Origin of the sequence: Mesorhizobium sp. L48C026A00 (assembly GCF_000502375.1) — a bacterium.
GTDB lineage: Bacteria > Pseudomonadota > Alphaproteobacteria > Rhizobiales > Rhizobiaceae > Mesorhizobium > Mesorhizobium muleiense.
Window position 1 is genome coordinate 95,835 of sequence record NZ_AYWU01000042.1, and the last position, 13,714, is coordinate 109,548.

The 13,714-nt window shown below is 60.4% G+C and carries 12 protein-coding genes; 8 read left to right on the forward strand and 4 right to left on the reverse strand.

The features are described from left to right. Positions 1-102: 102 nt before the first annotated feature. Both X738_RS77805 and X738_RS77810 read left to right on the forward strand, forming a co-directional pair. Entirely contained in the window at positions 103-1,506 is a 1,404-nt protein-coding gene (locus X738_RS77805; RefSeq protein ID WP_031256957.1) for a sensor histidine kinase, read from the forward strand. After that, complete coding sequence (locus tag X738_RS77810) at positions 1,506-2,180, forward strand: LuxR C-terminal-related transcriptional regulator (RefSeq protein WP_023803625.1); 675 nt, start codon at positions 1,506-1,508, stop codon at positions 2,178-2,180. Before X738_RS77805 ends, X738_RS77810 begins: the two co-directional genes overlap by 1 nt. A 34-nt stretch (positions 2,181-2,214) precedes the next feature. Here X738_RS77810 and X738_RS85565 read toward each other — a convergent pair whose 3' ends face one another. Both X738_RS85565 and X738_RS77815 read right to left on the reverse strand, forming a co-directional pair. Then, the gene (locus X738_RS85565; protein WP_156942746.1) at positions 2,215-2,370 is read right to left on the reverse strand and encodes a hypothetical protein; all 156 of its coding nucleotides are present in this window, start codon (positions 2,368-2,370) and stop codon (positions 2,215-2,217) included. A 1,186-nt stretch (positions 2,371-3,556) separates the two neighbouring features. Next, the gene (locus X738_RS77815) at positions 3,557-4,294 is read right to left on the reverse strand and encodes a DUF1236 domain-containing protein (RefSeq protein WP_031256959.1); all 738 of its coding nucleotides are present in this window, start codon (positions 4,292-4,294) and stop codon (positions 3,557-3,559) included. A 748-nt stretch (positions 4,295-5,042) separates the two neighbouring features. Between X738_RS77815 and X738_RS77820 the strand changes: the two genes are divergently transcribed. Continuing rightward, positions 5,043-5,345 carry a DUF982 domain-containing protein gene (locus tag X738_RS77820; protein WP_023803628.1) on the forward strand — a complete coding sequence of 101 codons (303 nt, stop codon included), beginning with the start codon at positions 5,043-5,045 and terminating at the stop codon, positions 5,343-5,345. 328 nt (positions 5,346-5,673) lie between these two features. Here X738_RS77820 and X738_RS77825 read toward each other — a convergent pair whose 3' ends face one another. After that, entirely contained in the window at positions 5,674-6,321 is a 648-nt protein-coding gene (locus X738_RS77825) for a glycine-rich domain-containing protein (RefSeq protein ID WP_023803629.1), read from the reverse strand. 634 nt (positions 6,322-6,955) lie between these two features. On the opposite strand from X738_RS77825, the gene X738_RS77830 reads away from it, so the two are divergent. The 3 genes from X738_RS77830 (at position 6,956) to X738_RS77840 (ending at position 10,811) form a co-directional block, all read left to right on the forward strand. Further along, the gene (locus tag X738_RS77830; RefSeq protein WP_023803632.1) at positions 6,956-7,429 is read left to right on the forward strand and encodes a (2Fe-2S)-binding protein; all 474 of its coding nucleotides are present in this window, start codon (positions 6,956-6,958) and stop codon (positions 7,427-7,429) included. Positions 7,430-7,440: 11 nt separating this feature from the next. Next, positions 7,441-9,687 carry a xanthine dehydrogenase family protein molybdopterin-binding subunit gene (locus tag X738_RS77835; RefSeq protein WP_023803633.1) on the forward strand — a complete coding sequence of 749 codons (2,247 nt, stop codon included), beginning with the start codon at positions 7,441-7,443 and terminating at the stop codon, positions 9,685-9,687. A 230-nt stretch (positions 9,688-9,917) separates the two neighbouring features. After that, positions 9,918-10,811 carry a LysR family transcriptional regulator gene (locus X738_RS77840; protein WP_023803634.1) on the forward strand — a complete coding sequence of 298 codons (894 nt, stop codon included), beginning with the start codon at positions 9,918-9,920 and terminating at the stop codon, positions 10,809-10,811. A 607-nt stretch (positions 10,812-11,418) separates the two neighbouring features. Here X738_RS77840 and X738_RS77845 read toward each other — a convergent pair. Beyond that, positions 11,419-11,964 (reverse strand): group I truncated hemoglobin, encoded by a 546-nt coding sequence (locus X738_RS77845; RefSeq protein ID WP_023803636.1) that lies wholly within the window; start codon positions 11,962-11,964, stop codon positions 11,419-11,421. Between the two features lie 731 nt (positions 11,965-12,695). Between X738_RS77845 and X738_RS85570 the strand changes: the two genes are divergently transcribed. Beyond that, positions 12,696-13,163, forward strand: a complete 468-nt coding sequence (locus X738_RS85570; RefSeq protein WP_156942748.1) for a hypothetical protein — start codon at positions 12,696-12,698, stop codon at positions 13,161-13,163. A 154-nt stretch (positions 13,164-13,317) separates the two neighbouring features. Next, entirely contained in the window at positions 13,318-13,611 is a 294-nt protein-coding gene (locus X738_RS83920; RefSeq protein ID WP_084833955.1) for a hypothetical protein, read from the forward strand. Positions 13,612-13,714: the final 103 nt, after the last annotated feature.

Sequence of the window (13,714 nt, forward strand, 5' to 3'; positions counted from 1 at the left end):
AGATCAAAGATGGCGTCACTTAGCGTCGTTCGACGACAGATTGGCTGGTTCTCTCGAATCGTGCCGCTGGCGCGACGCGCCGCCGACCGGGCCGGTGGAGATATGGCGCCATACAGACCGACAAGATTGCTCGATCGGTGGAATGCACTGTCGCTGGCCACTCAGTTTCTGCTCGCCGGCGGGCTGTTTTCGCTGTCGGCGATGATCGTGGTGGGAATGTCCGTGACAAGCCAGATTGAAGCCGCGGTCACCCGGAACTCGGCCGCCTCTACCGCTCTTTACGTCGACAGCGTCATCGCGCCGCTGCTTCCCGACATGCGCAGGAGCGAGATGCTGGACGAGAGCGTTGCGCACGCGCTGGATGAAACGCTGGGACAAGGCGCGCTCGGCAAAAGGCTCGAATCGGTCAAGCTATGGCGCCGCGATGGCACCATCCTCTATTCGACCAATAAAAATTTGGTCGGGAAGCGCTTTCCACTCAGCGACAATCTCCGGGCCGCATTCGCCGGCGACATGGTTGCTGAATTGGACAGGCACTATGACAACCAGGCTGAGAGGGACAGCGGCCTGCATCTTCTTGAAATCTATAACCCGATGCTTCAGCCATGGTCGGGCGAAGTCGTGGCTGTTTTGGAATTCGACGAGATCGCCACCGATTTTGAGAAGGATCTCCGGCAGGCACTGGTTCGGACCTGGTTCGATGTCGCAGCCGTCACCGCGGGTTTTTTCCTCGGTCTTTCGGTGATCGTTTTTCGTGGCAGCCGCACGATTCGTTCGCAGAGCCGCTCCTTGAAGCAGCGCATTGCCGAACTTTCCGGCCTGGTTGCTCAAAACAGAATGTTGAGGCTGCGGGTGCAGCGTGCTTCGCAGCGCGCCACGGCACTTAACGAGCGTTACCTCAGGCGGATCGGCGCTGACCTGCACGACGGGCCGGCGCAACTGGTTGCCCTCGCTGCGCTAGGGATTGACAGCCCCGTGCTAGCCGATCCTGCCACGCCGGCTGCGGCGCGCGCGCGGGAATTGCAGGTGGTCAAAGCGAATCTGGACGATGCGATGCGAGAAATCAGGAATGTCAGCAAGGGTCTTATGCTGCCGCATGTCGAGAACGCCGAGTTGACGGAAATCCTCGAGCTTGCCGTGCGAGCGCACGAAGAGCGGACCGGCGTCAAAGTGATGCTGTCCATGACCGGGAACCACACACCCTTGTCGCCAGCGGCCAAGATCTGCATCTTTCGCTTCATTCAGGAGACGCTGAACAACGGCTTCCACCATGCCGGGGGTGCCGGTCAATCGGTCGCGAAACATTTCGACGGGGAGCGCGTTTCTATCGAGGTTTCCGACACCGGCCCAGGTTTCGACCCGAAGATCATCCACCCTGAACGGCTGGGGCTCATCGGGCTGCGTGAGCGGGTAGAAAGCCTCGGCGGCCAATTTGACGTAACATCTTCACAGAATGGCACGGTGGTGAAAATGGTTCTCAACACAGTCGAAATAGGACAGGCGTGATGGCAGCGGCCATAAAGCTCGCCATTGTCGACGACCATCCGCTGTTCAGGGAAGGCGTTGTGCGCACCCTCGAGCAGATCGGCGGGTTCGAGATCGTTGCCCAAGGCAGCAGTAGAGATGACGCCTTGCGGATATCGGAAGACCAGCAACTCGATATTCTGCTGATGGACATCTCGGTGCCTGGAGGGGGCCTCAGCGCGGTCGAGCCGGCTCTGGAGCGGCACCCGGATTTGAAAATCGTGATGCTGACCGTTTCGGAGGAAAACCAGCACGTCATGACCGCCTTGCAGAGCGGGGCAAGAGGCTACGTCCTGAAGGGTGTCGGGTCGAGAACCCTGGCCGCCATACTGCGCACGGTGGCGATGGGCGAGCGGTATGTTTGCCCGCAATTGTCGGCGCGCGTGTTGGTCGACTTGTCGAGCCAATCAACCGCGATCGAGAAACCCGACGTGCTGGCCGAACTCACCAGTCGCGAAAGAGAGATCCTGACGCTCGTTGCCGCGGGATTGAGCAACAAGCGGATCGGTCTTCAGCTGAACCTGCACGAGAAAACCATAAAGCATCACATGACGCGGATTCTGGCCAAGCTCAATGTGAGCAACCGGACCGAAGCCGCGATGACATTGCGCGACGCGACCGAGCATCAGCATCCGCCTGTCGGCCATCCTGCATGAAGCAAGACAGCCTTGCGGTCAGTGGAACGCGCCTTCACTCGATCATCCGGAGCAGTCTTGGCCGATCGGAGTTCTTTGCCTGCCGCCGAATGATGGTGCGGCCCATGGCATCGCGCATCTCATAATGGCCGCCGTCGATGCGCTCGCTCAGCCCGTTGGAATGCACCACACCCACGCTTGCCCCGCGCACCTCCACCCGGTCTCCAGTGGTCGCGTTGATATATGTTTTGGGCTTGTTGCCAGGATTTAGCGCGGTAGCCGGATTTGTCGGCGGCGTGACGTTCAGTGCTTTTGCTTCGTCCTCGTCCGCGTTGCCGATCGGGTCCGTATCCTGTGGGTCTGCGGCATTTCCTGGGTCTGCGGNGAGTTGCCGGAGTCAGAGTTGCCGGAGTCAGAGTTGCCGGAGTCAGAGTTCCCAGCTTTCCCAGAGTTCCCTTGTGCCCAGGCGGCCTGTGGGCTTAGCGTCAGGGACAGGCCGTCCTGTGCCACACGGTAGGGGCTCACTACGAGAACCAAGGCCGATGCGCTTAGGCAGATGGCGACGCGAAGCCCTCGAAGAGATTTGAGTCTGCGCTGCGAATGAGGACGCGCAGGCCGCGCACTGGCGAGAACTCTTGTCTCACAATGCTTCGGGCGCTGTGGCCGTATTGCGTCTGGGACCAATGAATTTGCCAATAGCACGCCAGAGTATCCTTTGACCGTCACGCTCCAGGTTGCATTTCTACCTATTTCGAATTCGCCCAGGAATCCTTTGCCCAAGTCATTCCTTCGCCCAACTCAATCCTCTGTACTCTGCACCAATTTATCACGCTTTCGCCATCATTGGGCTGTGTCAAGACCCACCAGTCTCAAGGGGAGAAACCGGTGGGTCTCGCTGGCGCAGGAAGGGACTCATGACTGCGCGAGTGCGTTGCCTTCATCGGTGGACCTCATCAGCCGATGAAAAGCCCAACGGCTGCAACCCCGAACACTAGGCCAAGTACCGGAAAAAGCAGCCATCGTGCCTGGTGAATGCTGGGGTCCGTTGCAGCCTCCTGTCACGGTGTCGACATCGCAACGACGCCTGCAGGAGCTCGGTTCCTAGAAACTCCCCCATTTCAGGCTTTTGCCATAGCGGTCCCGGACCAAAGCACTGCCTGGGCCAGCCCATGGTCGGCAGCCGGCCAGACCGAAGTCCTATCTCAGGCCTTTTGAGCAGGGAGGACGTCGTCCAGATGTAATCCAGTTGGGAAGCGGCTGGAAGGAACCTCGACACGCAGAAAGCCTGTCAGTTGAACAGGCGTAATAGCCGTGCCTTCGGTGGCAGGAGACTGGTCGATGCAGACGACGGGTCCGCCGTGGAGCAGCGGACCCCTCGATTAGCCCGAACTAGGGCGTCAGGTCAGAATAAGGACGATCTTGAATGTATCCGGGTCGACGATGACGATACGGCCATCGGCCAACACGAAATACTGGTACTCTTCGTAAGCCGGGACGATCTCGATGATTCGCCGTGGCAGAGGACGCAGTTCAACCCTCTGCCGCGGAACCTCGACACCGACTGAGATGTCAAAGTCGACGTCGGCAACCGGTTCGACCTTTTCCTGCTTGAGGATCTGGGTGACTTGCGTTTTCTGCTCAACGGTCACATTGCTGATCGCGCCGGTCTCCGTCTCATCCTGTGACTGAGTAGTGCCCTGAGTCTGCTGCTCGGTGGTGGTACCGGCCTCGCCCTGGGTCTGCTGCTCGGTCTGGGTCTTGGCCTTGTCCTGCGCCTGTTGCTCGGTCGTGGCGCCAGCCTCGCCCTGGGTCTGCTGCTCGGTCTGGGTCTTGGCCTTGTCCTGCGCCTGTTGCTCGGTTGTGGCGCCGGCCTCGCCCTGGGTTTGCTGCTCGGTCTGGGTCTTAGCCTTGTCCTGAGCCTGTTGCTCGGTTGTGGCGCCGGCCTCGCCTTGAGTCTGCTGCTCGGTGGTGGCGCCGGCCTTACCCTGTTCGCCCATCGCACCTTCCGGGCAACCGGCCGAGCCGGCCGGGCAGTCGGTGCCGGACTGGCTTTGGGCCGGCTGCTGTTCCTGAGCGAATGCTGCGCCACAGCCAACGCCTATGGCCAGCATACTGGTGATCAGAACTTTTTTCACGAGACGTCTCCTTCGAAAAGTCTGTCCCTTCATGGGGAAAACCACCTCTGGAATGTTTTGTTCCAAGCGAATTGACCGGGCGCGGAAGCCGCGTCCAGGCGCGCGCCGGACTGAGCCAGCGAGCGCGCCGAATAGGCCGTGTCCTTGTTCCAGCAGAGGCGCGGGCTCTCCGTTCGGCCCACCCTTCCAACTGGCGGTTGGTAGACGCCGGGCAGCCGGCACGCGAATGATTTTTCTCGGTCCGCGCGCACCGGGCACATCTCAGCCCCCCAAGCCGTGCTTGACCGCTTGATCGCCCCGTCGCACCTGCGGGTATGGCGGGCTTTTTTTGCCTGTGCCAGCCTGTGAGGCTGGAACACTGTCCTGCGAGGAAAATTTAGTGCCAGCAGCGTAGTATTGTCCCCTCATACAATGCTGCGAGATCGGTAGCTCCGGTCAACCCGCGTCTTCTCCCCGAGGGCGCGGGCTTTCTGCTGTTGTCCGGGCCTTCCGGCGTGACGAATGCTGCCGACGGCCTTTGCGAGAGTTCGGTTTCATCGGGAGCGATGGCGTTCGCCCGTCCTCGGCTGCGGGTTGCAGCGCTACACAGCGACGTTCCGCATGCGGTCCCTGTCCTGCGAGGAGGTTTGCTTCAGTCCCGAATTGGCCGTTCCTTGACAGCAAAAAGTGCGCTTCACATATTTTCCGCAGCCGTCGCTCACGGCTCTCTTGGAAGCTCAAACACTCGTTCAGTTGAATGGAGGTTCTAATGAACGACAGGACTTTCGACCGGCCTGTTTTCGTCAGGAAAGGGGAGTTCATGGTGGAAGAAATCGAATGCCTGGCTGATGCTTTCGAGTTCCTGCAGGAATGGCCGAACAATCGCAGAGGGCCAATCTTTGACACGGCGTTCCGCGCCTGCCAGCGCGCCTATGATGGCCAGGTTCCCATTTCAGTTGCACGCGAGGCCTTCGCCGGCTTCGCGAGATCGGCCAAGATCCTCGAGGACGTCTCTGCAGCAATGCCCTGGATGACGGCACAGAAAACCGGTCGCGGTGGCGTTACTGCCTAACCGATGTAGCTGCCTGAGGCGCGTTGCGTTGGAATGGACTCGTGCGACGCATGCGGCGCGCTTGGGGTTTACGCATGCCGTTATTGCAAACCGCTGCGCACCCTCAGTTCCTGCCCGAGGGCGTGCTTTGCGCGACATGCATTACATTAGCGAAAAGATGGCCGGCGCCGCAGGGAGCGGGGGAGGTGGGGTCGCCTAGGGTGGCGCCGAGCCAGGCGAATGGCCGGGGCAGGAGACATACCTGCCCGGAACTGCTCATTCACCGCCGCCACACCCGCCGCCACAGCCATCACCGCATCCACCACCGCCGCCGCCGCAGCCTCCGCCATTAGCGTTCCGTCTGTTTCTTCGCGGCCGCCCGACCGGAAGCAGGCGCGTAAGGGCGACGAATGCCGCCATTCCGACAATCAACATCCACGCGGATGAATTCCAATCGAGACTCCATCCTGCCCACAAAACGAAGAAGGCATAAGGCAGCGGTGCCGAGTTGGCTCTTCGTGACATATGGCAGCCGCGATGTCTCGACGACCGTGTGTCGCTCGGCGTCCCCGAAGCGTTGCTGCTCGCCCGGCCAGATGTCGGACGGCGGCATGGTGCCGAATTCTTCCTGATACCGGTCCTTCGTTCGCTTGTAGCAATCGTGGAATTTGGAGTTTTCAGCAGCACCGCCTTCGGTCGGTTCGTGATGGATATCCCTGCCCAGCACACCACGGCAGAAATTGTCCCAGTAGCTACGGGTGTACACGAGGTGCAGGTGCCAGGCTTGATCGACTTCCTGCGAAGGGGTCAGCATCTCGTCAGAGACGCACATCAGGTAGACGAATTTTTTGTATTCTTCGACGACACGCTGCGCAAACTCCGACGGCCAGCCGTTTTCTCGGGCAAGCCTGGCCGAGAAGGGTAGATTGATGCCGGGTTGATCGAAATTGTAGCCTTCAATGCGATGCCAGAGATTGGGATTGCTCGGTCCGCTCATCTGTCCTCTCATCGACGGTGGAACGACTATAACTATAGCACATTCTGTGGATGCACGGGCGGGGTACGTGTTTGCGCCTCTCTCACTGCGCATTATCGTCGGCGAATCCCGTTGGAATTATGCCCACTGCGCCGGGGAGAGGGCAGCCATTCCGCGCAAGCTCGGCGGCATGTCGATCCAATCGACCGACCGGTCGTGTCCCACCGCGTGGTGTAGGTCGGCGGTAGCGAAGCCGCTCGCGAGCGCGCCCTCAACAGCGCTGTAGCGAGCGAGCGGCGTAGCGGCGGTCATCGATGTTCTTCGGTAGGGTTGGGTTGCTGACACAACCTGATTCGAAGGAACCACCGATGACCAACGACATGATGNCGATGTTCTTCGGTAGGGTTGGGTTGCTGACACAACCTGATTCGAAGGAACCACCGATGACCAACGACATGATGGACCTGCGCACGCCGTGCGACGTATTCAGAAACCACGTTTCTAAGGTCATGCAAATTGCGCCGTCTAATCCAGCATCGCCCGGCGAGCTAGCTTTAGCGCTAGTCACCAAATTGCCAATGTCTCAGTCGGCCGGGAAGCTCCAGGCCGCTTGGCAAGCCTGTTCGGGTGGAGCAACCCAGGAGAACTACCGGCCATGATCTCACTGAATATCAAAGGGCGAGAGCACGAGATTGACGTTGACCCCGAAACTCCGATCCTTTGGGTCCTGCGTGACACGCTCGGAATGAGCGGCACCAAATTCGGCTGCGGCGCAGCGCTCTGTGGCGCCTGTACGGTGCATCTGGATGGCGAGGCAATCCGCTCGTGCAGCACACCGGTTTCCGCCGTTGAAAGCGGCAGGATCACCACGATTGAAAAGACAACCGACGGCACCGACCGTGTCGGCGCGGCTGTCCACGCTGCATGGGTCAGGCACGACGTGGCACAATGCGGCTACTGTCAGAGCGGCCAAATCATGAGCGCGACGGCTTTGCTCGCGTCGCTGTCGCCCGGCGCGCAGCCGACCGCCGAAGAGATCGACTCCGCCATGGCCGGAAACATCTGCCGCTGTGGAACCTATGCCCGTATCCGCGCCGCTATAGCCGACGCCGCCAGCACCCTCGTCTGAAGGAGACGCATATGTTCCCCAACATGGATCACAAAGAGCTGCCTCGTGCGCTGCAACACATCCTGGAACGGGGCCGTTCAACGACGGTCCAGGCGATGCCACGCCGCAGCTTTCTCAAGCTGACGGGGATCCTCGGCCTGGCTGTCGGCATTTTCCCTGATTTGGCCGTCGCGCAGTCGTCCGAGGCCGATGAGGCGGCAGCCAGTCTGAAGCCGACCGAGCAGCCCTCTGCATTTGTCCACATCGCGCCCAATGGAGAGGTTACGGTCACAATCAACCGGCTGGAGTTCGGTCAAGGCGTCCAAACGGCATTGCCCATGATCCTTGCCGAAGAACTCGATGCGGACTGGAACCTGGTGCGCAGCCAACTCGGCACCAATGACATCGCCTATGTCGATCCGCTCTTCGGCATACACCTTACCGGCGGTTCGAACACAATCAAGAACAGCTTTACGCAGTATCGCGAACTGGGTGCTCGTGTTCGCGCCATGCTGCTGGCGGCCGCGGCGACCCGCTGGAACGTGGAGGCGTCCACTCTGCGAACCGAGGCCGGCGCGGTTCTGGCCTCCGATGGCCGCAAGCTCGGTTATGGAGAACTTGCCGAAGCGGCCATGGCCTTGCCAGTGCCGCACAAGATTGCGCTGAAGGATCCCAAGGATTTCCGCATCATCGGCCAGCCCACCCGGCGTTTGGACGCTCAAGCCAAGAGCAGCGGCCAACAGAGTTTTGGCATCGACTTCAAGCTGCCGGGACAGTTGACGGCCGTGGTGGCTCGTCCTCCGGTCTTCGGAGCCAAGATAGCCACCCTGGACGACAGCGCAGCCCGCGCCGTCAAGGGCGTGAGGGCCGTCCTGCGCGTGCCGCTGGATCGCGGTGCCGAGGGCGTAGCCGTCGTGGCCGACGGATATTGGCAGGCGTCTCAGGGCCGCGATGCCCTTAAGGTGGAGTGGGACACATCTGCCGTCGAAAAGGTCGATAGCGAACGGCAACTCGCGCACTATCGCGAGATGGCCAGTCGGCCCGGCCCGCGCCAGTTCGATTCAGACATGGTGCCATTGGAAACGGCGCCGCTGAAGCTGGAAGCTGAGTTCGTGTTCCCGTATCTCGCCCACGCGGCGATGGAACCGCTGAACTGCACGGTACGGCTTGCCGATGATCGTGCCGAGATCTGGATGGGAAGCCAAAGTGCCGGACCCGATGCCGCCGCTGCCGCAGCCGCGCTCGGCCTCAAGCCGGAACAGGTCGTGCTTAACGTGCAGATGTCGGGCGGCGGCTTCGGTCGGCGCTTTTCCAGCACCTCCGACACCGTGGTCGAGGCCTGCGAAATAGCCAAGGCCGCCAGGTCGGCGGGGCTGAATGCACCGATCCGTACGCTTTGGAGCCGCGAGGACGATATGAGGGGCGGCTACTACCGTCCACTGCACCTGCACCGCGCCCGCATCGGCTTTGACAATAAAGGCAAGGTGCTGGCCTGGGATCACAGCATCGTCGGCCAGTCGATACTTACCGGAACCGTGTTCGAGCAGTTCATGGTGAAGAACGGCATCGACGCCGCCACGACGGAGGGCATGCGGGCTCCCTATCCGCTTCCAATGCGGCTGACGGTGCATCATCCCAAGGACAACGTGCCGGTTCTGTGGTGGCGCAGCGTCGGCTCCACCCATACGGCTTATGTGATGGAGACCCTGCTCGACGATATAGCGCGTGCAACCGACCAAGACCCTGTAGCCTACCGCATGCAGCTCTTCGGCGATCAGCACATCCGCCATCGTGACGCATTGCAGCTGGCCGTCGACAAGAGCGGGTACGGCAAGACGCAATTGTCCGAGGGGCGGGCCTGGGGTGTGGCGGTGCACGAGTCCTTCAGCTCAGTGGTCGCTTACGTAGTGGAAGCCTCTGTTGCCGATGGACAGCCTAAACTGCATCGGGTCACGGCCGGGGTTCACTGCAATCTGGCCGTCAACCCTCTGACCGTGGAGGCGCAGGTACAGGGCGCGGCGATCATGGGCTTGTCGATGTGCTTGGCAGGCTCTGCAATAACGCTCAAGGACGGCGTCGTCGAGCAGAGCAACTTCAGTGACTATACGGTGGCGCGCATCACGGACGTGCCGGAATTCGACATCCACATCGTCCCTAGCGCCGAACCGCCCACGGGCATGGGCGAGCCCGGCTTGCCACCATTGGCGCCGGCATTTGCCAACGCAATAGCACGGCTCACGGGAAAACCGCTGCGTCAATTGCCGTTCAATCTGACGTAGCCGTTTTTACGCCAGACCGCTTCTGCTCGCTGCTTGCTGTTCCGGCAGCGAGCAAGGCAGATAACGCCTTGTCGGCGCTCGGCTGCCATCGGGGCGTTCGGAATCCGCGCAGTACCAGGCAGTCCTGATGCTGACTCGTGCCGTCGGGGCTGCGCGGAGCATAAATATGACGAGACAGGCATGCTGATTATCCGCCATAATCCTCATGGATACAGAAATGAGGTTTATAGGTGAGAAAAGGCGACTTCAGCGAATGGGCTGTGTTTATCGCGGTTGCCGAGGAGGGGAGTTTTACACGCGCGGCCGCGAAGCTCGGCCTCTCCCAATCCGCGCTCAGCTATGCGGTGCGCATGCTCGAACAACGGATCAGTGTGCGGTTGATCTCGCGAACGACGCGCAGCCTGTCGCTGACCGAGGCAGGCGAAAGGCTGCTTATCAGCCTGCGGCCGGCATTCGACCATATCGACAGTGAAATTGCTGCGCTCACCGCGCTTCGCGACAAGCCTGCAGGCACGATTCGCATCACCACGTTCCGGCATGCCGCCCAAACTGTCCTGTGGCCCGTATTGTCGAAACTGCTGCAGAATTATCCCGACATCACGGTTGAGGTCCATGTCGATGAAGGTCTCACCGACATTGTGGCAGAGCGCTTCGACGCCGGTATCCGCATGGGTGAACAGGTGCAAAAGGACATGGTTGCGGTCCGCATCAGCCCAGACGTCAGGATGGCAGTCGTGGGATCCCCGGCCTACTTTGCCAATCATCCCGCCCCGCAGACACCCCGCGACTTGAGCGAACACCGATGCGCAAGCTATCGCCAGAACACCGGGGGCGGCCTTTATGCCTGGGAGTTCGAACAGGACGGTGTCGAACTTGAGGTCCGGGTCAATGGACCGGTTATTTTCAACGACAGCGAGATGCTCTTGCATGCCGCAGTCGATGGCTTGTGTTTGGTGTACACGTTCGAAAACCAGATATCCCAGCATATTGCGGACGGCCGCCTGGTCCGGGTGCTGGAAGACTGGTGCCCGCCATATTCGGGCTACCACCTCTATTATCCAAGCCGGCGGCAGCATACTGCCGCCTTCACGCTTCTGGTCGACGCCCTCCGATACAGGGGGTAAGGGGTGGCCGATCATTTATCAATGTGATTTCTAACTTCATGCCGATTATGCCGTCTAATCGGCCGGCGCGACACTGGCCTTCGAACTCAGCACCAACCTGGCCACCGCCAAAGGCTAAAGTATTCGACCGCGACTTAGATTAGATCCTCGCAGCCTCGCATAGCGTTACTGGGCGTTCAGAGGGCTCCTGCGCGCCCTGGCGTAGAAAGGGCGTTGGCTCCCCGGGCCGGATTCGAACCAGCGACCAACCGGTTAACAGGCCTCAATTCAGTACGGACGTATGCAGCCTAGTTCGGACTTCTGCGACCATCCAAGTGCTTGATATTGCCTTCTTTTCTGGATCGGACAGCGTATAACCGTGGACGTCTCCGGACCTCTCCGGACGACTACAGTCCAGCCGCTGCCGGTGCCAAAACGGTGCCGCGACAAAAAGGAAAGCAAGGAAAATGACGGCTAAGTTCATAGTGCCGAAAATCTCCGAAAATGGGTTTCACACCCTTCTTCATCGATGGCCTGCCGGCTGCGCCGCGCGGTGACCGCTACACGATCATCGATAACGACACTCCGCATCTCCGGCTCCGCGGGATTGAGTCGACCCTAAGGCGCTTCAGCCCTGCTTGACGAAGCCGGCGGTGACCTCATCTTTGTGGGCGGCGAAAGCTGTCAGGACCTCGGTTTTCTCGGGCTTCGGAACCTTGAAGTGGTCCAGGGTCCGCCCGAGTTCCGCTGCGACCTCATCAAATTCCGCGGGTGAGATCCGGAGATCCCGGTGGGCTTCCTCAAGGCCAAGGTGCGTCGTGCCGGGCTTGGTGGCCACAAACTTGAAGGGCCCGCCAGAAACGTCGCAGACCCACAGCGTGCGCATGAACTTGAGGCCGGGCAGCCTTCCAAGGTTCTTGGTGTGCCATTCGCGCAGCTGCGGGTTCTCGGACGTCTGGCCGACGATGGGGTTCTTCACGATGGCGTCGCTGAAGTGATCCACCACCGCTGCGATGGCGAAGACGCCTCCCAGCCGCTCGTACAGACTGTTCTCAGGAGTGGTTTGGTTGGCCTGCGCGGAGGTATTATCGGCCGCCGCCAAAGCCATCGGGGCGACGGCCAGCCCGGCGACGACGCTTCGTCTTGTGAAAGAGGTCGAAACAACCGTTTTCATCTCTGGTCTCCTTCGAGTTGAGCCAGAGCGGCAGCAGCCTGTCTGGCAGCTTCGTTGAAGTGACATCGGATACTTTGCCGTATCCGGCATGCTCTATGGGACTAACGAGCCACCCGGCGGAATTATTCCGATCGACCGCATTCCATTGGACGAGAGCCATGACCATTAGGTGAGGGGCGATTGGCGCGGCCGCACTTATGACCAGAGCGTTGCGCCGTGCGTTGTTTCGTATCCCATGGCGGTTTTCGAGATACCGAAACAGGTCTCCCTGTTCCCTCCTAGGCGGCCTAAAATGCCTGCCGCTCAACCTCAAGAGAACCTGCGCGACTGTCGCGGGCTGTTTCGCTCAGAGCTGCGACCAATCCGCTTGCCCTTATCATCGAAATCAGGATTATATTCCTCCCCGTTGCGGCGAACCCTTCAACGGAGATCGCCATGCCCCAAAAGACCCTCGCCGACACCCTGGCCGCCCGCGAAACCATCTATGTGAATTGCGGACACCCGATGTGCTGCAAATCGATGAAGCTCGACATTTAGGCCCTGATTGACAGGCTCGGCTGTGACCACGGCTCGATGCATGACGACCTGGTCGGGCTCTTTGTTTGCTCAGCTTGCAAGGCTGCCGGTCGAGACCGCCGGCAGGTGTTCTTCACTTGCATTCCAGACTATGAAGGCCAGCAGCGGGCGCGCCATCGCGATTGGAAGCCAACGTTCGAACGAGAGGGCTGAAAGTGGCCGGCGCGATGACGACGCGCCGGCCGTCGAGCGTTCGCAATAGGGCCGGTGAAGTGACCTCAGCTGAGATTTGTCCAGAAAAGTATCGCCTGACAGGCGAAGCCAACACAGGCCGATATGCCGCCTGCGGCGTTCCACTGACCAGCGCGCTGCAGTTCTCGGATGAACGTGTTGATATTGTCGGGAAGACGGATCGATGCCGCAACAAGCCAAAAAACCGCGGCGAGGCCGGTCGACAAAAGTCCGATCAGGTTAATCCAGAAGGTCATGGGCTACTCTGCCAGATGGTCCTGATCGATCTTGGCAATTACCCCCTCAAGGGCCTGGACGGCCCGCCTCGATATCTCCACATGAGCGGCGGTGGTGTCGACTTTTCCCTTGCCCGGCTCAACGGTCCAAATGCCGGTTTTCCCTGCTTCGGCGTTGGCGATAAACCGGCGCTCATCTTCAAGCTGCTGGCTTAGTTCTTCTCGGAAGGCCTTCCACTGGTGTTTCGTTGCGGGCATCGATTTCCATCCTGTCTTGCCCCAGTCGGGAATTCCGATTTGGAGCCGCCATTGCACAGCTGCCCTGCGACATGCGAGTTTGTCAACCAAATGGCTCATCGGGAGTCTCGTCATGTCCATTTGCCGGATTGCGTTGACCTCGGCAGCGGTCACGCTTGCCTTCACAACCCTCGCCCAGGCCAGGCCGGACACCCGCGCCATGACCTGCCAACAGACGCAGGCGCTAATCCAGAACCATGGCTCGGCGGTGCTGACCACCGGCCCGAACACCTATGCCCTCTACGTCCGCAAGTACAGCAATGCGTGCGACGGGTCGTTAATCCCAGCGGTAGGGTTTGTGCCGACGCGCGATGGCCAGTGCTTGGTTCATCGATGCGGAGAGCCGCTCTCCACTCCTCCCGGCTGACGGTGACGAGCATAGCTACTCTGCTGCGCCTTTCGGCAGGAAGCCCTTAGCCTCAAGGTCGTCCACTGTGAGTTTCTCGACATAGGCAGCGACCATGCGCCTG

Bases quoted from the DNA above. Each gene is read 5' to 3' on its own strand.
- X738_RS77805 (WP_031256957.1), top strand. From the start codon at position 103: ATGGCGCCATACAGACCGACAAGATTGCTCGATCGGTGGAATGCACTG.
- X738_RS77810 (WP_023803625.1), top strand. From the start codon at position 1,506: ATGGCAGCGGCCATAAAGCTCGCCATTGTCGACGACCATCCGCTGTTC.
- X738_RS77820 (WP_023803628.1), top strand. From the start codon at position 5,043: ATGAACGACAGGACTTTCGACCGGCCTGTTTTCGTCAGGAAAGGGGAG.
- X738_RS77825 (WP_023803629.1), bottom strand. From the start codon at position 6,321: ATGAGCGGACCGAGCAATCCCAATCTCTGGCATCGCATTGAAGGCTAC.
- X738_RS77830 (WP_023803632.1), top strand. From the start codon at position 6,956: ATGATCTCACTGAATATCAAAGGGCGAGAGCACGAGATTGACGTTGAC.
- X738_RS77835 (WP_023803633.1), top strand. From the start codon at position 7,441: ATGTTCCCCAACATGGATCACAAAGAGCTGCCTCGTGCGCTGCAACAC.
- X738_RS77845 (WP_023803636.1), bottom strand. From the start codon at position 11,964: ATGAAAACGGTTGTTTCGACCTCTTTCACAAGACGAAGCGTCGTCGCC.
- X738_RS83920 (WP_084833955.1), top strand. From the start codon at position 13,318: ATGTCCATTTGCCGGATTGCGTTGACCTCGGCAGCGGTCACGCTTGCC.